The sequence below is a fragment of the Azospirillum sp. FG154 genome (assembly GCF_057809575.1).
Genome location: NZ_JBMDKF010000011.1, coordinates 70,238 through 88,809, shown reverse-complemented (window position 1 = coordinate 88,809; position 18,572 = coordinate 70,238). Strand labels below are relative to the sequence as shown.

General features: G+C 65.1%; 16 protein-coding genes. 10 read left to right on the top strand and 6 right to left on the bottom strand.

Translation table 11 applies throughout. From position 1 onward, the window contains the following. The first annotated feature begins 383 nt into the window (after positions 1-383). The 4 genes from ACODS4_RS14645 to ACODS4_RS14630 all read left to right on the top strand — a co-directional run bounded on the left by ACODS4_RS14645 (position 384) and on the right by ACODS4_RS14630 (position 6,275). Positions 384-2,000, top strand: coding sequence for a PAS domain-containing sensor histidine kinase (locus tag ACODS4_RS14645; protein WP_488864838.1), 1,617 nt, complete (start codon positions 384-386; stop codon positions 1,998-2,000). Between the two features lie 3 nt (positions 2,001-2,003). Next, positions 2,004-3,206, top strand: a complete 1,203-nt coding sequence (locus ACODS4_RS14640) for an HDOD domain-containing protein (protein ID WP_488864837.1) — start codon at positions 2,004-2,006, stop codon at positions 3,204-3,206. A gap of 202 nt (positions 3,207-3,408) precedes the next feature. Then, positions 3,409-4,560 (top strand): ATP-binding protein, encoded by a 1,152-nt coding sequence (locus ACODS4_RS14635; RefSeq protein WP_488864835.1) that lies wholly within the window; start codon positions 3,409-3,411, stop codon positions 4,558-4,560. A gap of 23 nt (positions 4,561-4,583) precedes the next feature. After that, complete coding sequence (locus ACODS4_RS14630; protein ID WP_488864833.1) at positions 4,584-6,275, top strand: response regulator transcription factor; 1,692 nt, start codon at positions 4,584-4,586, stop codon at positions 6,273-6,275. A 31-nt stretch (positions 6,276-6,306) separates the two neighbouring features. On the opposite strand, the gene ACODS4_RS14625 is transcribed toward ACODS4_RS14630, so the two are convergent. From ACODS4_RS14625 to ACODS4_RS14615, 3 genes are all read right to left on the bottom strand, one after another. Further along, the gene (locus ACODS4_RS14625; RefSeq protein ID WP_488864831.1) at positions 6,307-6,990 is read right to left on the bottom strand and encodes an MJ0042-type zinc finger domain-containing protein; all 684 of its coding nucleotides are present in this window, start codon (positions 6,988-6,990) and stop codon (positions 6,307-6,309) included. Positions 6,991-7,129: 139 nt separating this feature from the next. After that, positions 7,130-8,389 (bottom strand): ABC transporter substrate-binding protein, encoded by a 1,260-nt coding sequence (locus ACODS4_RS14620; protein WP_488864829.1) that lies wholly within the window; start codon positions 8,387-8,389, stop codon positions 7,130-7,132. A gap of 46 nt (positions 8,390-8,435) precedes the next feature. Then, positions 8,436-9,710, bottom strand: coding sequence for a hydroxymethylglutaryl-CoA reductase, degradative (locus tag ACODS4_RS14615; protein WP_488864827.1), 1,275 nt, complete (start codon positions 9,708-9,710; stop codon positions 8,436-8,438). Positions 9,711-9,861: 151 nt separating this feature from the next. On the opposite strand from ACODS4_RS14615, the gene ACODS4_RS14610 reads away from it, so the two are divergent. Next, positions 9,862-11,247 carry an aminotransferase-like domain-containing protein gene (locus ACODS4_RS14610; protein WP_488864825.1) on the top strand — a complete coding sequence of 462 codons (1,386 nt, stop codon included), beginning with the start codon at positions 9,862-9,864 and terminating at the stop codon, positions 11,245-11,247. Between the two features lie 10 nt (positions 11,248-11,257). Here the strand turns inward: ACODS4_RS14610 and ACODS4_RS14605 are convergent, their stop codons facing one another. Further along, entirely contained in the window at positions 11,258-12,448 is a 1,191-nt protein-coding gene (locus ACODS4_RS14605) for an MFS transporter (protein WP_488864823.1), read from the bottom strand. A 180-nt stretch (positions 12,449-12,628) separates the two neighbouring features. Continuing rightward, complete coding sequence (locus ACODS4_RS14600; protein WP_488864821.1) at positions 12,629-13,642, bottom strand: LacI family DNA-binding transcriptional regulator; 1,014 nt, start codon at positions 13,640-13,642, stop codon at positions 12,629-12,631. A 203-nt stretch (positions 13,643-13,845) separates the two neighbouring features. On the opposite strand from ACODS4_RS14600, the gene hemP reads away from it, so the two are divergent. Beyond that, positions 13,846-14,013: a hemin uptake protein HemP gene (gene hemP, locus ACODS4_RS14595; RefSeq protein ID WP_119832833.1), complete on the top strand. Its 168-nt coding sequence runs from the start codon at positions 13,846-13,848 to the stop codon at positions 14,011-14,013. A gap of 346 nt (positions 14,014-14,359) precedes the next feature. On the opposite strand, the gene infC is transcribed toward hemP, so the two are convergent. Then, positions 14,360-14,899: a translation initiation factor IF-3 gene (gene infC / locus ACODS4_RS14590; RefSeq protein WP_488864992.1), complete on the bottom strand. Its 540-nt coding sequence runs from the start codon at positions 14,897-14,899 to the stop codon at positions 14,360-14,362. 472 nt (positions 14,900-15,371) lie between these two features. On the opposite strand from infC, the gene ACODS4_RS14585 reads away from it, so the two are divergent. From ACODS4_RS14585 to ACODS4_RS14570, 4 genes are read left to right on the top strand one after another with little or no spacing between them, the layout of a single operon-like run. Beyond that, positions 15,372-15,791 (top strand): SRPBCC family protein, encoded by a 420-nt coding sequence (locus ACODS4_RS14585; RefSeq protein ID WP_488864819.1) that lies wholly within the window; start codon positions 15,372-15,374, stop codon positions 15,789-15,791. A 56-nt stretch (positions 15,792-15,847) separates the two neighbouring features. After that, positions 15,848-17,239 (top strand): GntP family permease, encoded by a 1,392-nt coding sequence (locus tag ACODS4_RS14580; RefSeq protein WP_488864817.1) that lies wholly within the window; start codon positions 15,848-15,850, stop codon positions 17,237-17,239. 2 nt (positions 17,240-17,241) lie between these two features. Beyond that, on the top strand, positions 17,242-17,898 hold the full coding sequence (locus tag ACODS4_RS14575; RefSeq protein ID WP_488864815.1) for a CoA transferase subunit A: 657 nt from the start codon (positions 17,242-17,244) through the stop codon (positions 17,896-17,898). A gap of 20 nt (positions 17,899-17,918) precedes the next feature. Further along, positions 17,919-18,572: a 3-oxoacid CoA-transferase subunit B gene (locus ACODS4_RS14570; protein WP_488864813.1), complete on the top strand. Its 654-nt coding sequence runs from the start codon at positions 17,919-17,921 to the stop codon at positions 18,570-18,572.

Genomic DNA, 18,572 nt, shown 5'->3' with positions numbered 1-18,572 from the left:
TATGTTACATTTCTGCGATCTCTTTGCTGAGTTTGTTCGCAGCATAATGAATAAGCCGTTCAAAATTTCCAGATCTTTCTTTGCGTGAAATAATATTGCTTTTCGTGATTTGTTTATTGCAGATCGGCTGGAAAAACACGCCAGACCTCCGAAATTGTCTTTCTCCACAGACCCCGATGGGAACGAGGTCGCACAAAAATCCTGATCTGCCGCGCCCTTGGGGATGCCCCCAACTTGGCAACTCCCCCAACGATGGCGGCACAATTGTTCTTGGTCCCTGGAGCAATCACTGCAATCCTTGCTGTAAAATCTTTGATCCTGTCGCCAGGTTTTTCTTGTGGAGGATTCCAATGACCGCCGACCAAGCTTCAGATTGCGCAGACATGTACGATCTGTTGGTTGCAGCCATCGGCGCGTCCGGTCGTCATTGGGCGTGGGAGTGCGACGCCAATTTGCGTTTCACGCGCTTCACCGAAGGGGTCACGCAAGCGACCGGACTGCGTCCGGAAACCGCGATTGGCCGCGACTGCCTGGGTTTTCGACGGAGCGGCGCCAAGAGCGCGCCTTTGGCGGAGCATATCGCCATCCTGGAGGCCCGTGAGCCGTTTCGGGATTTTTCCTACAATCTCACGGACGAGAATGGCCGGTCCCGCAACATCACCATCAGCGGCGTTCCATTCTTCACCGACGACGGCCAGTTCGCCGGGTATCGCGGCATCGGATCGGAAACCTCCGCCACCCAAGAACGGCTGCAATACATCGAGCTTCTGGAACGCGCCAAGGCGGAAAGCGACCGCCGGGTGAAGGCCATCTTCAACAGCGTCGGCACCTTTGTGATGCTTCTTCTGATTGATGGTTCCGTCGTGGAAATCAATCACGCCGCGCTCAGCTTTCGTGGGGTGGCGCGCGAGCAAGTGACGGGAGAACCTCTGTGGGACGGCTTATGGTTCGGGACCGAAGAGTCCGCCCGAATCGCCATCCGGGACGCGGTGGAAATGGCGGCCATGGGGGAAGCGACCTCGCTCGACTTGCAATTCGCCAACATCGCCGACGTCTCTCACCATTTCACCGTGACGTGCCGCCCGGTGCGCTCTGCGGGGGGAGATGTCCTTTATGTGTTGCTGGAAGCCCATGACATGACTGACTTCGTCACCATGCAACGCCGCAACCGTGAGCTTGAGATGGAGGTGATGCACGGCCAGAAGATGGAATCGCTGGGCACCATGGCGGGCGGCATCGCGCATGAGATCAACACCCCGATGCAATACATCGGCGACAACATGAAGTTCGTGCGGGATTCCTTCGCCGAGATCCGCGACCGTCTGGTTGCGGCGGTTGGAAGGTTGGACGACGACGCCCAGTATCTGGTCGATGAAATCCCCACCGCCCTGACCGAAGGGTTGGAAGGGGTCGAGCGGGTGTGCAAGATCGTCAGCGCGATCAAAGAATTCTCCCACCCCGACACCGGGCGCAAAGCTTGGACCGATTTGGCCCGCGCGCTTGAAACCACCGCCACCGTGACCCGCAACCAGTGGAAATACGTCGCCAACGTCGTCTATGACATTGAACCCGACCTGCCCGCCGTCTTTTGCGAGGCGGGCGGCATCAATCAGGTCATCTTGAATTTGATCGTCAACGCCGCCCACGCGATCGAGGACAAGAACCGGGCGTCCGGCGCCGACAACAGCGTCAAGGGAACCATCACCCTGGGGCTGAAACGGGCCGATGATTGCGTGATCCTGAGCGTTTGCGACACCGGCTGCGGCATCCCGCCAGAGAATCGCGAGAAAATCTTCGATCTGTTCTTCACGACCAAACCGCCCGGTCGAGGAACCGGACAAGGCTTGTCGATTTGCCAAAGCATCGTCGTGCGCCGTCACGGCGGGCGAATCGGCGTGGAAAGCACGGTTGGGCAGGGCGCCTGCTTTCATGTCCAACTGCCCATCGCGGATGCCCCCGGCAACGACCGTTCAGAGCGTCAACCTCAAGAGATGGCTTAGGCCATGCCCCTGTCGATCCTCTTCGTCGATGACGAACCGCAGACCTTGCGCGGTCTGCAACGGTTGATACGCGCGGCCGGCCTTGATTGGCGCGTGGCGGTCGCGCTCAGCGGCGAAGCGGCGTTGGAAATCCTGGACCGCCAGACCATCGACGTGCTCGTCACCGATCTCAACATGCCCGGCCTGAGCGGTCGATCCCTGCTGAGCGAAATTGCCCGGCGACACCCCGCTGTTCTGCGCATCGTCCTGACCGCCGAGGCCGATCCCCACGACATGATGGCCATCGTCGCCACCAGCCACGCCGTGCTGTGCAAACCCTGCCCCGGCGATCTGCTCATCAGCCGCATCACCCGCGCGGTGGGGCTGCGCCGTTTCCTTGATCCAGCCGACGCCCGCGCCCTGGTCTCCGGTTTGCCGAATCTTCCGGCCCTTCCCCGGACCTATCTGGCCTTGCACGCCGAGATGGACCGCGCCGAACCGTCGGAATCCCGCATCGTGGCGATCATCGACGCCGACCCGCCCGTGGCCGCGCAGTTCCTGCACGTCGCCAACTCCGCCTATTTCGCGCCGCGCGCGCCCATCCAGCGGACGCTGGCGGCGGTACGGGCGCTGGGGTACGACATTGTTCGCGCCGTCGTGCTGGAACGCGGGATCATCGCCCAATTCGATCCGGCGCGCTTGCCGTCAGCCTTTGACGGCGCCGCCCTCTGGTCCCATAGCTTTCAGGTGGCGGCGCTGGCCCGCAAGATCGCCACGATCAATGGATGCGGCGCAATCGACCGGGACGCCGCCTTCACCGCCGGATTGCTGCATGATTTGGGCTGGTTGATTGTCGCCGCGAATCGTCCGGTCGCCTATCAGGCCATCGCCAAAACCCCGCGCGATTTGCCCGCCGCCGAACGGGCCGACATTGAACGGCGCTGCGCCGGGGCCACCCATGCGGAATTCGCCGCCTATCTGCTGGGGCTGTGGGGTCTGCCCGACAAAATCGTCGAGGCGGTGGCCTACCATCACGCCCCGCTTGCCCACATTGGTCAGGCCATCGGTTGCGACGGCGCGCTGCTGGCCGTCCACATCGCCAACGCCTTGGTTGAGGCCGACCCGAGCGACCCGCTGCGCGGCGTCGATCCGGGTTTGGCGCTTCATCCTCTGGCGGCGTCCCATCAGACGGAATGGATCGCCGCCGCCAACAGCCTGATCGCCTGATCGCCTGATCGCCAAGGAGGAGGAAAGCATGCCCATGGACAAACAGAAACGCCCTGTCAATTTGCGCTGCATTTTGCAACGGCCAACCTGCGCTGGCGGGCCATCGCCCCCCTGACAGGCCGCTCCACCTTGATTTTCACCAGTGGTCAGACGGCACAAAAGCTGCAAAGCTTGCCCAACTTCAGGGAAAAGAGCGGGCCGGATGTCCGAGCAAAACGAAAAAGTCCTGCTGGTCGATGACGACCCCAACGTTCTGTCCGGCTACCGCCGCCATCTGGGCCGCCGTTATTCCCTGCTGACCTCGTTGAGTGGACAGGAAGCCTTGGCCATTTTGGCCAACGACCCTGGCGTCGCCGTCATCATCGCCGACATGCGGATGCCCGGCATGAACGGCGTGCAATTTCTCGCCGAATGCGAAAAACACCACACGACCGCCGTCCGCATCATGCTGACCGGCAACGCCGACCAGGACACCGCCATCCAGGCGGTCAATCGGGGCCATGTCTTTCGCTTTTTGAGCAAGCCGACGCCGGTGGAAACCGTGATCGAGGCGGTGGACGCCGGATTGCGGCAGTATCGTCTGCATCAGGCCGAGCGCGAGTTGATCCGGCAAGCCGACGTCACCCGCAACGCGTTGGAACGGGAACGCGCCGCCGCCAAGCAGCAGCGCGAGTTCGTCGCCATGGTCAGCCACGAATTCCGCACGCCGTTGGCGATCATCGACAGCGCCTGTGAAATCCTCGGCGGTCCCTACCAGATCACCGAGCAGCAACGCGGCAAACGCATCGGCATGATCCGCGATTCGGTGCGCCGAATGACCGAGTTGATGGAAAGCGTGCTCAGCATCTCCAAGCTGGAAGCCGGGGGCCTTGAGGCGCGCCCGCAGCCGATCAATCTCGACGCCCTGCTGCGCGCCGCTGTCGAACGGCTCCAAAGCGCCACCACCGGCCATCAGATCGTGATCGAAACGGGGCGCTTGCCGACCGATTTTCAGGCCGATCCGCGCATGCTCGACCACATCGTCACCAACCTGTTGAGCAACGCCGTCAAATACTCCCCCGGACGCGAGCGCGTGCTGTTGCAAGCGGCGATCACCGGACAAGAGATTCAGATCACCGTCGCCGACGAAGGCGTCGGCGTTCCACCGGACGAGATCCCGCGATTGTTCGACAAGTTCTTTCGCGCCTCCACCTCCAGCGGCATTGCCGGGACCGGGATTGGTTTGTATTTGGCCGATCAGTTCGTCCGCATGCACGGCGGGCGGATCGAGGTGCGCAGCGCGGTTGGCCGAGGCAGCCTGTTCATCGTGCATCTGCCCTTGAACGGCGCGACACACGAGATTGCGGCGCGCTGACCAGCGCCAGAGAGGGGGACGCCATGGCCCATGTGCTGCTGGTCGAGGATGAGGTGGATCTGCGCGACAACCTCGAAATCGTGCTGACCCACGCCGGACATCAGGTTTCGACCGCCGGGAACGGGCGGGAGGCGTTGTCGCGGATCGAAGAATCCCCCCCCGATTTGGTGCTGTCGGACATTTCGATGCCGGTGATGAACGGCTTGCAGATGTTGGCGGAGATCCGCGAGCACCACCCCGCCCTGGCCGAAATGCCGATCATCCTGCTGACCGCGCTCAGCGACAAGGAGGACGTGATCGCCGGGCGGGAGATCGGCGCCGATGACTACCTGACCAAACCGGTGGATTACCGCATTCTTGTCGCGACCATCGACGCCCGGCTGTCCCGCGCCAAACAGACGGTGGAGTTGAAAGAGAAACAATTCATCCGCCTGTTCAAGGGACTGAAGCGCGAAAACAACATTGATGACAGCGTGACCGAGCCGCCGCCGCCGACTCCGTTGGAACGCATCGCCGACATCGCCGCCCCGTCGCTGAAGGGCCGCGTCTTCCTGATTTCTCCGGAAGACATTCACCGCGACTACCTCACCCTGTCGAAGTCAGCGCGCGACAAGATCACCGCCGTTCTGGGCCGGGTGCTGCAAGAAACCATCACCCCATCCGACGTCATGATCGAATTGGGGGCGGGAACCCGCCTTCTGGTGTTGGCCACCACCGACCGGGGCGACGCCGCCGATCGGATCGGCTTGCTGCGGGTGCGCCTGACCCACGCGCTGGGCAAGAGCAACGCGGACAACGCAGACGCGGCGGGAAACGGATTGGCGGCGCCCGGAGGGCTTGCCGACTCGGACGATCCGCCCCCCGACCCGGAATTGTCCCGCACCCTGAAAAGCCTGTTCGCCAGCGCCCTGCGCAACCCCGGCGAAAACGGCGCGCCACCGCCGGAAACCTTCGCCGACATCGCCGATTCGATCCGCGTGAGCTATCAACCCCTGTGGGACGCCCGCAGCCAAGCGGTCACGGGCAGCCGGATTCATTGGCGCCGCAAGATCGACGGGGTCTTTGTTCCCGAAGACCGGACGTTGATCCGGGGCGTCACCGATCCGATGATGTGCGACCTGCAATGCCACCTGATTGACACGGCGGTGCGCGACGTGATGACCGCCGCCGCGTCGCCGGACATCGGGCGCAAGCTGGGAACCGTGCTGATTCCGCTCGCCATCCCGGTGTTTCAGGAAATTGGCGCCTACAAGGTGGAACGCCAGTTGGAAGACGCGGCCCGCCTGCTGGACAAGGGGCAGATCGGTTTCCTGCTGACGCATTTGGACGATCAGGTTCCCACCGGCCTGTTGCGCCACATCATCGCCAAACTGACGCCGCTTGGCGGCCCGATCGCCACCACGCTCGACGTCACCGACCCGCGCCTGACAGGGCTGAAGCCGCTGGGGGTCAGCATCCTGCATCTCGACGCTTCGATCCTGCACAGCACTGGCCTGCGCCGCGAACGAATGGCGCAAGCGGTGCAAGAGGCGGTGCGGGCGGCGGCGAATGGCGGATTCGACGTGTGGGCGTCCAACGTCGACGCCAGCGTGGTGTGCCGCCAGATGGTCGCGGCGGGCGCGGTCCTCATCTCGGGCAAGGCCATCGGCGAGGCCAAACCGGAACCCGAGCGGCCTTACCGCCTGCCGTCGAACAAGGTGTTCCTGTCGGTGTGAGCGTCGTCTGTCAGCGTGACCGCCGCCGCCGTCATCCGCCGTCCAGCGTGATCGTCACCTCGGTCACGGGGCCGGGGTCGGGCTGGCTGTGACGGAAGGTGGCGAAATCGCCCGGTTGCAACCGTTCCGCCGAGGGATCCATCAGCCAGCTTTGCAGAGGCTTGTGATCGGCCCCCAAGGACACCGCGCGCAGACGCGGCACCATCCGCTCGACGTCCGACACATTCACGATCTGACCCTGAACGATCAAGCTGGTCGTCCCGCCCTCGACCTTTTGTTCGGAACGGACATTCTGCAATTGCAGCCCGGCGCCCGGCGGTTCCACCATCAGACCCAAGGTTTCATACAGCAGGGCGGCGGGCGGCCAAGAGCGAACCACCGCGTCACGGGCGACATAGGCCCCGCCGCCAATCGCCGCGACGACGACGGCCAGAACGATCAGGCCGATGATGGTGCGTTTGTCAGGCCGGGCGCTGGCCTTCTTGCCCGCCGCCTTGCCGCCGCTTTTGCCGCCCTTGCCGCCGCGTCCCATCGGAACGGAGGGGCGGATTTCCGTCGGCGCGTCGGACAGGTCGGCGGCGAACAGATCGTCTTCAACCGCCCGCTGCCACCAGATGTGGCCGCATTTGGCGCATTTGACCTTGCGCCCGTTCGCCCCGACCGACGATTCGGACAGGGTGTAGCGCGTCGAGCAGTTCGGACAGGAAACGATCATCGCGCCGTCGAGGAAAGGTTGCCATTTGCCTTATAGTTAGCTGCGCCCCCAGACGCAACCCGCAGCCTCTCGCCCGATGGTCAACAGCGGTCGCTCCGAAGCCGACGCGGCCCATCGCGTCGGCTTCAAGCTCAACGCGTCAGGATTTTTTGACGAGCGGACAGTTGCCTTGATCCAGCGGGCGGAACGCCTCCGCCGCCGGAATGGTCTTCAGATGGGTGTAGTAATCCCACTCCCCCTTGGACTCCGCCGGGCTTTTGACCTGGAAGAAATGCATGTCGTGCACCGCCCGGCCATCGACGCGGACCACGCCCTTGCCGAACAGCGCGTCGTCGATGGGCAAATCGCGCATCGCCCCGGCCACCACGCTTGCGTCGGTGGTTCCGGCGGCCTTCACCGCCTTCAGATAATGCAGCGCGCCGCTGTAGACGCCCGCCTGATTGCCGGTCGGGCGGCGCCCCTTCATCCGGGCGGCGAAGCGGTCGGCGAAGGCGCGCGTGCCATCGGTCAGATCCCAATAGAAGGCTTCGGTCAGATACAGCCCCTGCGCGGCGGGCAAGCCGACGGCGTTGACGTCGGTCAACTGCATCAGCAGCGCCGCCAGCTTTTGCTGACCGCCGCCGACCACGCCGAACTCGACCGCCTGCTTGACCGAATTGATGGTGTCGCCGACGGCGTTGGCCAACCCGATGATCTGCGCCCGGCTCGCCTGCGCCTGCAACAGGAAGGAGGAGAAATCCGCCGCGTTGGGCGGGTGGCGGACGCTGCCCAGCACGGTTCCCCCGGCGCTTGTCACCACCGCGCCCGCGTCGCGCTCCAGCGCGTGGCCAAAGGCGTAATCAGCGGTCAGGAAATACCAGTTCTTGCCGCCCTGCCCGACCACCGCCCGCGCGGTGCCGTTGGCGAGCGCCCAGGTGTCGTAGGTCCATTGGACGGTGTTGGGCGAGCATTTCGGCCCGGTCAGTTCGGTGGTGCCGGGGCCGGACGCGACCATCATCGCCTTCGATCCCCGCGCCACCTCGTTGACCGCCAGCGCCACCGAGGAGAAGGGCACGTCGAGGATGACGTTCACATGATCCTGGTCCAGCCATTGGCGGGCGATGGAGGATCCCAGATCCGGCTTGTTCTGGTGATCGCCGACCACGACCTCGATGGTCACGCCGGGAAGCTCCTTGGCGAAATCCTCCGCCGCCAATTGGGCGGCGACCAGCGAGCCTGTGCCGGTGGAATCGGCGGCGAAGCCGCTCATGTCGGTCAGCACGCCCAGCTTGATCCGGTTGCCCGCGATCTCCGCCGCCGCTGGAGCGGCCCCGGCCAACACCCCCGCCGCGCACAGCCCCATCAGGGAACGAGTCGCCAAAGAGAGTGCCGCGCCGCCCAGGAACCCACGCTTGGCCATTGTGTCCTCCGCATCATTTGTTGTTGTCGGCGTGGCGTCGCCACGGTCAGATTTTCCGCAGATCGGCCAGAACCGATTGCGCGACGTCGATCCGCACGACGCCGCCCGCGACCAGCGCGGCGGCGACCCGTTCGATCTCGTCGCCCAAGGCGCCGGCCATCATCGCGATGTTTTGCGCGTGCAGGGCCATGTGCCCCTTTTGGATGCCGGTGGTCGCCAGCGCCTTCAGCGCCGAGAAATTTTGCGCCAGACCGACCGCCGCGATGATGCGGGCCAGCCGCTCCGCCGAAGTGACGCCCAGAATCTTCAGGCAGCTTTGCGCCGTCGGGTGCAGCCGGGTGGCCCCGCCGACCAGACCGACCGCCATAGGCAACTCGATGGAGCCGGACAGATCGCCGTCCGCCGTCACCTCGAACCGCGTCAAACTGCTGTAGGAGCCGCTGCGGGCGGCGTAGGCGTGCGCGCCCGCCTCCACCGCGCGGGTGTCGTTGCCGGTGGCCAGCGCCACGGCGCTTATCCCATTCATGACGCCCTTGTTGTGGGTGGCCGCGCGGTAGGGGTCGGCCGCCGCGAAGTGATAGGCGCTGATGATCCCGTCGCGCACCGCGACTCCGCCAATGTCCGCGCAGCGCCACACGGCGCGGGCGCGGGCGAGACGACGGTCCGCCAGATTGGACAGGATGCGCAGATAGACCCGCCCGCCGGTCCAACGCTCGATGCTCGGGGCCAGCTTTTCCGCCATGCTGTTGACGGCGTTGGCCCCCATGGCGTCGCGGGTGTCGACGATCAGATGGGTGATGAGCATCACCCCGCCCGCCGTCTCCAACACGCGCGCCTCGACGTCGCGGAAGCCGCCGCCCAAACTCACCAGGACCGGGTCGCAGGCGTCGCACGCCGCCTGGATCGCCGCGCGCTGGTCCAGGATGCGCAGGCGGGCGGCCTGCGGGTCGGCGACGTTCACCGCCTGGATTTGGGCGATCATCACCGTGCCCGACAGGGAGGTGGCGAAGCCGCCGGTCTCGTAGCATTGCCGCCCGGCGTTGCAGACCGCCGCGACGACCGAGGATTCCTCCGTCGCCATCGGAATCAACACGTCCTCGCCGTCGATCCGCATGTTGGTGGCGACGCCCAACGGGATGTTCATCGTGCCGACGACGTTTTCAATCAGCCGGTCGGCTAGGGCGGGGTCCAGATTGCCGGTGTCGCCCAGCCGTTCGACGGCGTCGGCGTCCAACCCGGCGAAGGCGGCGACCGCCGCCAGCCGTTCGCGCGGGGCCATGCGGTGAAAGCCGGGAATGCGGGAGGTTTTCGTCGTGGTCACAGCGGCGTGTCTCCATCGCGGCGGCGGATGATGAGGTTTGTTTGTTGGCGCGATGGTCCGTGATACGAAGGGACGGCACAAGGGACAGTTGGCCGGTTTCTTCCCCAGACTGTCCCAGTGTTTGCGATGGGACAGCGTGAGGACAATCGGCATGAGCCGCGTCGGCGACATCGTCGATCAGATCAACGACCAGATCGACCGGGGCCTGTTGAAAACCGGCGACCGCCTGCGCTCCGTTCGGGAAGGCGCGCGCGAGCATGGCGTGTCGAAGAACACCATGGCCGACGCCTATGATCGGCTGGTCGCCATGGGACGGGTGGAGGCCAAACAAGGGTCCGGCTACACCGTCGCCCGCGCCGCCAAACCCCGGCAGGAGCCGCGCCCGCCGCATCTGGCCGACGCGGTCGATCATGTTTCGCTGCTGCGCGAGCAGTTGGAGCGGCATTACAGCGTCCGCGTCGGCGACGGACGCCCGCCGCCAAGCTGGATGGAGCGGTTGGAGGTCGGCAGCCACGCCCGCCTGATGCGGCCAAGCGGCGGCGAGCTTGACCATGGTTATGGCAGCCCGTGGGGCTACGGCCCCTTGCGCGAGCGGATCGCCTTGACCTTGGCCGAACGCTCCATCATCGCCCCGCCCGACCGGATTTTGCTGACCCAGGGAGCCAACCACGCGCTGGACCTGATTTGCCGCCATCTGCTGGAGCCGGGCGATCGCGCGCTGGTGGACAGCCCCGGCTATTACCCGCTGTTCGGCAAGCTGACGTTGGCCAAGGTGACGGTCGCCGGGGTGCGGCGGCGGGCGGACGGCCCTGATCTGGAGGAGTTCGCCGCCAAGATCGCCGCGCTGAAACCCAAACTCTTCTTCACCCAATCCCTGGCCCACAACCCGACCGGCGGCTCAACCAGCATCGCCGTGGCGCACAAGCTGTTGCAGATCGCCGCCCAGCATGGCGTGACCATCGTCGAGGATGATCCCTTCGCCGACGTCCTGCCCGCCAGCGCGCCCCGTCTGGCCGCCTTGGACCAGTTGGAGCGGGTGATCTATGTCGGGACGTTTTCCAAAACCCTGTCGGCCAGCCTGCGCGTCGGCTACCTCGCCGCCGCGCCCGCGCTGGCCCGCAGCCTGTGCGATTTGAAAATGCTGACCATCGTCAGCACGTCCGATTACGTCGAACGGCTGGTCCACGCCTTGATCGCCGGGGGACAATATTTGCGCCATGTGCGCCGCCTGAAGACGCGGATCGAAACGGCGAGCGCCGAGGCGTTGGCGGCGTTGGAACGGGTCGGCGTCGCCGTTCCGGCAGCGCCGACCGGCGGATTCTACATTTGGGGCCAATTGCCTGAGGGGTTGGAGGAGGCCGCCCTGGTTCGCGCCGCCGCCGACCGGGGGATTTTCCTCGCTCCCGGTTCGGTGTTTTTCCCGGAGCGGGTGAGCGATGGCGGCGGCGGTTTGGCGATGCGGATCAACATCGCCTACGCCGCCGACCCGCGCTTTCTTGATTTCATCGCTGAACAGGGGATGCGACGCGCCGGTTGAGCGGAGCCGCTCAGGTCGGGGTGTCGCAAACCAGATCGTCGTCGGTTTGGACGGGGTTCCGCCCGGCGGCGCCCCGCGCGCTGAGCGTCAGACCCAAGGCCACCACGGCGATGGCCGCGCTGATCCAGGGCAGTTCGGCGTAGCCAACCCCGGCGCTGATCGCGACCCCGCCAATCCAAGCCCCCAGGGCGTTGCCCAGGTTGAACGCCCCTTGGTTGAGGGTGGAGGCGAGATTCGGCGCCTCGGTCGCCGCGTCGACCACCCAAAGCTGAAGCGGCGCGCCGACGGCGAAGGACACGAACCCCCAGACGCCCACCGTCAGAACCGCCGGAAGCGGGGCCGCGCTGGTGAAGGCGAAGGCCACCATCACCACGGTCACGGCAAGGAAGGCTCCGGCGATGGTCGCCAGCGCGCTTTTGTCGGCCAGACGGCCACCGGCGAAATTGCCCAGCGTGATGCCAATGCCGAAAACGAACAGCGCGCCCGTCACCGCTTGCGGGGTCATGCCGCTGACATGCTCCAGCAGCGGGGCGATGTAGGTGAAGGTGCCGAACAGGCTGATCGACGAGACCACGCTGATGAGCATCGGCAACAGCACCGGCCAGCGACGCAGCGCGCGGAATTCCGCCGTCAAGCCGCCCGCCGATCCCGCCAAGCCCGACGGCAGGAAGCGGATCATGGCCAACCCGGCGACCACGCCGATGGCCACCACCGCCACGAAGGTGGAGCGCCAGCCCGTCACCTGCCCCAGCGCGGTTCCCAACGGCACGCCCAGAATGTTGGCGATGGTCAGCCCGGCGAAGACCAGGGACACCGCCTGCGTGCGCTGGTGGCGCGGCACCAGATCGCTGGCGACCACGGCGCTGATTCCAAAAAACGCGCCATGGGCGAAGGCGGTCAGAACCCGCGCCGCCATCAGCAGCCAATAGCTGGGGGCCAGCGCGCAACCGATGTTGCCAATCAGGAAGATCGCCATCAACGCCATCAGCGCCGTCTTGCGCGGCAGCCGCGCCGTCGCCATCGCCATCAAGGGCGCGCCGACCACCACGCCCATGGCGTAGCCCGACACCAGATAGCCAGCCTGCGGCACGGTGACGCCCAAACTGCGCGCCACATCGGGCAACAGCCCCATGATGACGAATTCCGTGGTGCCGATGCCGAAAGACGCGGCGGCAAGGGCCAAGATGGGAAGCGGGACCATGCGGCAAGCTCCTGACGTCGGTTTGCGAATGGGACGAGCGGGAAAGCGCGTCGCACGGAACAAACCATGCTGCGGCGCAGCGTAACACCATGAAACCCGAACTCAGGGTCGTTGCATAGCTATGCAATGCGCAGAACAGCCTTGCGCCGGATGCGCGACGGCGCGGCACAGGCTTCGCGATCAGGAGGCCGGGTTGCGGGTGGAGCCGCGCGGGATGAAGCGGGCCTCGACCACGCGGACCCGCCCGCGCGCCGGGCCGTTCTCGCCCATCTCCCGCACAAGATCGAGCGCCTGGACGACCAGCCCCTCGGGATCCTGGTCAAAGGTGGTCAAATTGTAGGAGTCCCAGGCGGCGGATGGGATGTCGTCATAGCCAACGACCATCACGTCTTCGGGAACCCGCAAGCCCAGACGCTTGCGGATCGCGTCCATCGCCCCCAACGCCACCAGATCATTGGCGCAGAAAATCGCGTCGGCTGGGGCCTCGGCGAACAGCCGCGCCGCCGCCGCCCGCCCGCCCTCATAGCTGTAGTCGCCGATCACCACGCGCGGCTCGCCCAGCCCCAGCGCCGCCAGACCGGCGCGAAAACCGTCGAGCCGGTCGCGGCTGGCCGGGCTTTCCTCCGGCCCGGCGAGAAAGGCGAAGCGCGTCCCGCCGCAGCGCCGCAGCCATTCGGCGGCGACCCGCCCGGCCCCCCGGTTGTCGGAATCGACCGAGGCCACCCAATCGCTGGTGACGCTGGTGTTGCAGGACACGATGGGAATGCGGAAGGCCGACAGCGCGTCGGCCACCTCCTGCGACAGGACCGCCAAGCCGCTGACGATGGCGTCCACGCGGTAGCTGCGCAACTCCTCCAGCACGGTGTCGAGCGAATAGTCGCTTTCCACCGGCACCAGCAGCACCTGATGCCCGGCGTCGCGCAGGCGGGTGGCGAAGCGCTCCAGCACCGCCCCGTAAAAGGCGTTGCGCAAACCGCCGACGATGACCGCGACCAGACCCGAGCGGTTGGTCAGCATGATCTGGGGAATGATGCTGGGCCGGAAGCCAAGGGCGTCCGCCGCCGCCATCACCTTGCGCCGGGTCTCCGCCGACACGCTGGCCCCCGGTGTGAAGCTGCGCGACACAGCCGACTGCGACACCCCGGCCAACCGGGCCACGTCGGTGGACGAAGCGTATCGCTTGCCCGAAGTCATGATCGCGCCGCCGCCTCGTTTGGGTTGTGATGATGCGGCGGGATGATAGGGGATCGTCCCCGGCAGCGTCCATGATCGCGGACGCCGCAGGCCAATTGCCGCGCATCAATTGCGAATGACTTGCAATCGCGTGCGCTCTTTCGTAGGCTGCTCCCCACACACCGCGTCCACCCAACCCTATCCACCCAACAGAGAGCGCTCCCATGCTGCAAAACGCTGTCGCCGTCCCGTCCGCCGGTCCTGCCTTGTCGCTGCCGGTGGTGGAATCCGCTGGCCTGATGGCGGGCGGGCGGGAAATCGTCATCCAGCACGCCGGGCAGAGCTACCGCCTGCGCGTGACGCGGGCCAACAAACTGATTCTGACCAAGTAAACGCGGCGAAGCCTTATTTCCCGCCACGGGTCAGCAAAAACACAAAGACGCCGATGGTGACGACGATGACGCTCGCCGCCCCAACCAGGGCGATGTAGGTCTGCATGTCGAAATTCATGATGGCTCTCCCTGGAACGCGCGCCGCGACGGCCTGACCGGCCCATCGGCGCCCACGTTGAAAGCCTATAAGGCCCTCGGGCCGCCGCCATTGCGAATTGTCAACGCCGGGTTGCGACACAGTGGCCGCGCCGTGGCGACCTTCAAACGAAAAGGCCCACCCCCGGACGGGGATGGGCCTTTTTCTTTGCGCAACGCCGGTCACGACCGGGTCCGCGCCAGGCTGAGGTCAGCGCGGCGCGAGCACCATAATCATCTGACGCCCTTCGAGACGGGGCATCTGTTCGACCTTGGCCGCCGCTTCCAACTCGTCGCGGACGCGCATCAACACGTTCATGCCGATGTCCTGGTGAGCCATTTCACGGCCCCGGAAGCGCATGGTCATCTTGACCTTGTCGCCTTCCTCCAGGAAGCGGCGCGCCGCGCGCATCTTCACGTCGTAGTCGTTGTCGTCGATGTTCGGACGGAGCTTCAGCTCCTTGATCTCGACGATCTTCTGCTTCTTACGGGCCTCGTTGGCTTTCTTCTGCTCTTCAAAGCGGAATTTGCCATAATCGAGCACCTTGCAGACGGGCGGATCAGCGTTCGGGACGATCTCGACAAGGTCGAGATCGGCGTCGGCGGCCACCGTGAAAGCCTGATGAAGCGGGACAATGCCCACCATCTCGCCTTCCGCGTTGATGAGGCGCACCTGACGTGCCGTGATCTCGCGATTCAGGCGCGGGCCTTCGCGAACGGGATCCTGATCGTAAAGCTTTGCTATGACCATCTCCTTGGATGCGCCGAGCGGAAGCCCACCCCCCGAACGGCAACGACGGCGCTGGAAGCAACCGATATCATGCCGCCCTTTAACAGCAACCATGACACAGGTGCAACAGTTTCTCGGTTTCATCGCGATGAAACCGGCGGACACGACGCCCAGCGCTGACGCTTTGGCGGGCGCAACCCGCTCTGACGTTAAAAATAGGCGTTGCCCGGGGATTAATCCAGGTGTTTTCCCGTCAGAACCGCGTCGGCTTCCGCGAATCCGCAAATCTCTTTTAAGAGACTAATATCGAAACAGAGACGGAAAATCCGTCATTAATCTTGATTAAGAGATTTTCCTGAAAAGCGCAGATGCGGAAAAATCATTGATATCAATATCATATGTAGAATCAAATCGCTGGACGGGGCTGGCACGACCCTTGCGATGAACAGCGGCATGCCCCGCCGGGGCGCCCCCGCCGCCGAAGACGCCGCCCATGCCGTTCGTCACCACCAACATTCTGCTGCCCGACCCGGCCCACCGCCTGTGGCCGCTGGTGCGGTGGGATGGCCGTTTGTGCGACTGGTACCCCGGCGCGGTGGCTCTGACGGTGGATGGACATGACAAAGGCGCCCACCGGCGCCTGTTGTTGACCGACGGAAGCCGGCTGACGCAGCGACTCGACCATGTCAGCCAGATCGACGACGCCTACAGCTACACCATTCTCGACAGCCCCTACCCGGTGGCCGACCTGCTGGCGCAGATCCGCGTTCACCCGACCGGCGACGGCAACGCCGTGCTGACCTGGACCGCCAATTTCCAGGCCACCACGCTCAGCGAAAGCAAAACCGAACAGTTCGTCCGCGACCTCTACGAGGTCGGCGTCGAACGGCTGCGCCGTTTGTTGATTCGCTAAAGCCGACCAAACACCGCCCCGACACCGACAACAAAATCCGTGGGAGAAACGGCCAAATGAGTTTTTTGATCTGCTTGGGAGCGCTCGCGTTCCTGATGCTGGTCGCGTATCGCGGCTTCAGCGTCATCCTTTTCGCGCCGATCGCGGCGCTGGGCGCGGTTCTGCTGACCGACCCGTCCGCCGTGCCGCCGGTCTTCACCGGCCTGTTCATGGACAAGATGGTCGGCTTCGTGAAGCTGTATTTCCCGGTCTTCCTGCTGGGCGCGGTGTTCGGCAAGGTGATCGAGCTGTCGGGCTTCTCCAAATCCATCGTGTCGGCGGTCATCACGCTGATCGGGCGTGAGCGGGCGGTGATCTCCATCGTCCTGGTCTGCCTGCTGCTGACCTATGGCGGCGTGTCGTTGTTCGTCGTCGTCTTCGCCGTCTACCCCTTCGCCGCCGAGATGTTCCGCCAGAGCGACATCCCCAAGCGCCTGATCCCCGGCGTGATCGCGCTGGGCGCCTTCACCGTGACGATGGACAGCCTGCCCGGCACCCCGCAGATCCAGAACATCATCCCGACCACCTTCTTCAAGACCGACGCCTACGCCGCTCCCTGGCTCGGCGCCATCGGCGCGATCTTCATCCTGATCGTCGGCATTGTTTATCTGGAATGGCGCGTCCGCTCCGCCGCCGCCAAGGGTGAAGGTTATGGCGAGGGCCACACCAACGAGCCGGAGGCCGTCGCCGCCGAAAACCTGCCCAATCCCCTGATCGCGCTGTCGCCGCTGGTCATGGTCGGCGTGTTGAACAAGATCTTCACGCTGGCCATCCCCGGCCTTTATGGAACGAGCCATTCGGTGGCCCTGACGCCGGGCGCCAAGCCGCTGGTCACGGCGGTCGGATCGGTCGCGGGCATCTGGGCGGTGGAAGGCGCGTTGCTGTCGGGCATCCTGATCGTGCTGGCCTTCGCCTGGAAGCCGGTTTCCCAGCGCTTCGCCGAGGGCACCAAGGCCGCCATCGGCGGATCGTTGCTCGCCTCGATGAACACGGCGTCGGAATATGGCTTTGGCGCGGTCATCGCCGCCCTGCCCGGCTTCCTGGTCATCGCCGACGCGCTGAAATCCATCCCCAACCCGCTGGTCAATGAAGCCATCACCGTCACCACGCTGGCCGGGATCACCGGATCGGCGTCGGGCGGGATGAGCATCGCGCTGGCCGCCATGGCCGACCAGTTCATCGCCGCCGCCAACGCCACCGGCATTCCGATGGAAGTCCTGCACCGCGTCGCCGCCATGGCCAGCGGCGGCATGGACACGTTGCCGCACAATGGGGCCGTCATCACCCTGCTGGGCGTTACCGGCTTGACCCACCGGCAATCGTACGGCGACATCTTCGCCATCACCTGCATCAAGACCCTGGCGGTGTTCGTCGTCATCGCCGTCTATTACCTGACCGGGATCGTCTGACCATGAGCAAACTGATTTCCCTGGAAGACGCGGTCGCCCGCATTCCCGACGGCGCGTCCCTGCTGATCGGCGGCTTCATGGCCGTCGGCGGTCCCAACCGGCTGGTGGACGAGTTGATCCGCCAGCGCAAATCCAATCTGACCATCATCGCCAACGACACCGCGCGGCCCAATGTCGGGCTGGGCAAGCTGGTGGTGGAAAAGCTGGTGGCCAAGGTCGTCACCAGCCACATCGGCCTGAACCCGGAAACCCAGAAACAGATGATCGCCGGGGACATCCAGGTGGAACTCGTCCCGCAAGGCACGCTGGTCGAACGCATCCGCTCCGGCGGCGTCGGCCTGGGCGGCGTGCTGACGCCGACCGGCGTCGGCACCTCGGTGGAAGAGGGCAAGCGCACGGTGGAGATTGACGGCAAAACCTATTTGCTGGAATTGCCGATCAAGGCCGATTTCGCCCTGGTCGCCGCCAAACAGGCCGATCTCTACGGCAATTTGACCTACGCGCTGACCGCGCGGAACTTCAACCCGATCATGGCGTTGGCCGGGGCTGTCGTGATCGCCGAGGCCGAGGACATCGTCCCGGTCGGCTGCATCCCGCCCGACGCGGTGATGACCCCGTCGGTTCTGGTCGATCACATCGTCACCAACGCGAAACGCTGAAGACAGGGAGACGGCAAGTCATGGACGAGAAAACCCTGATCGCCAAGCGCGTCGCGCTGGAGCTGATGGACGGCGACCTGTGCAACCTGGGCATCGGCCTGCCGACGCTGGTCGCCCGCTATGTGCCCGCCGGGCGCAACGTGTTCTTCCAATCGGAAAACGGCATCGTCGGCATGTCCGGCCCAGTGGCCGGGGCCGACAATCACGATCTGACCGACGCTGGCGGCTCGCCGATTTCCGCCCTGCCGGGCGCGGCGTCCTTCGACAGCGCCCTGTCCTTCGGCCTGATCCGTGGCGGGCATCTGGACGTCACCGTGCTCGGCGGCTTGCAGGTGGACGAGGAAGGCCATCTGGCCAACTGGATGGTGCCGGGCAAGATGGTGCCGGGCATGGGCGGCGCCATGGATCTCGTCACCGGCGCGCGCCGGGTGATCGTCGCCATGCAGCACAGCGCCAAGGGCGAATCCAAAATCGTCAAGCGCTGCTCCCTGCCGCTGACCTCGGTGCGGCGGGTCGATTTGATCGTCACCGATCTGGCCGTGATCGAGCCGACCAACGCCGGGCTGGTGCTGAAAGAGACGGCGCCGGGCGTCACGGTGGAACAGGTGCTTGCCAACACGGGTTGCGAACTGATTCTATCGCCGGACCTTCGTCCCATGCCCCTGGAAGGGTGA

Coding starts and splice junctions, on each gene's coding strand:
- ACODS4_RS14645 (WP_488864838.1), top strand. CDS start 384: ATGTACGATCTGTTGGTTGCAGCCATCGGCGCGTCCGGTCGTCATTGG.
- ACODS4_RS14640 (WP_488864837.1), top strand. CDS start 2,004: ATGCCCCTGTCGATCCTCTTCGTCGATGACGAACCGCAGACCTTGCGC.
- ACODS4_RS14635 (WP_488864835.1), top strand. CDS start 3,409: ATGTCCGAGCAAAACGAAAAAGTCCTGCTGGTCGATGACGACCCCAAC.
- ACODS4_RS14630 (WP_488864833.1), top strand. CDS start 4,584: ATGGCCCATGTGCTGCTGGTCGAGGATGAGGTGGATCTGCGCGACAAC.
- ACODS4_RS14625 (WP_488864831.1), bottom strand. CDS start 6,990: ATGATCGTTTCCTGTCCGAACTGCTCGACGCGCTACACCCTGTCCGAA.
- ACODS4_RS14620 (WP_488864829.1), bottom strand. CDS start 8,389: ATGGCCAAGCGTGGGTTCCTGGGCGGCGCGGCACTCTCTTTGGCGACT.
- ACODS4_RS14610 (WP_488864825.1), top strand. CDS start 9,862: ATGAGCCGCGTCGGCGACATCGTCGATCAGATCAACGACCAGATCGAC.
- ACODS4_RS14605 (WP_488864823.1), bottom strand. CDS start 12,448: ATGGTCCCGCTTCCCATCTTGGCCCTTGCCGCCGCGTCTTTCGGCATC.
- ACODS4_RS14600 (WP_488864821.1), bottom strand. CDS start 13,642: ATGACTTCGGGCAAGCGATACGCTTCGTCCACCGACGTGGCCCGGTTG.
- hemP (WP_119832833.1), top strand. CDS start 13,846: ATGCTGCAAAACGCTGTCGCCGTCCCGTCCGCCGGTCCTGCCTTGTCG.
- infC (WP_488864992.1), bottom strand. CDS start 14,899: ATGGTCATAGCAAAGCTTTACGATCAGGATCCCGTTCGCGAAGGCCCG.
- ACODS4_RS14585 (WP_488864819.1), top strand. CDS start 15,372: ATGCCGTTCGTCACCACCAACATTCTGCTGCCCGACCCGGCCCACCGC.
- ACODS4_RS14580 (WP_488864817.1), top strand. CDS start 15,848: ATGAGTTTTTTGATCTGCTTGGGAGCGCTCGCGTTCCTGATGCTGGTC.
- ACODS4_RS14575 (WP_488864815.1), top strand. CDS start 17,242: ATGAGCAAACTGATTTCCCTGGAAGACGCGGTCGCCCGCATTCCCGAC.
- ACODS4_RS14570 (WP_488864813.1), top strand. CDS start 17,919: ATGGACGAGAAAACCCTGATCGCCAAGCGCGTCGCGCTGGAGCTGATG.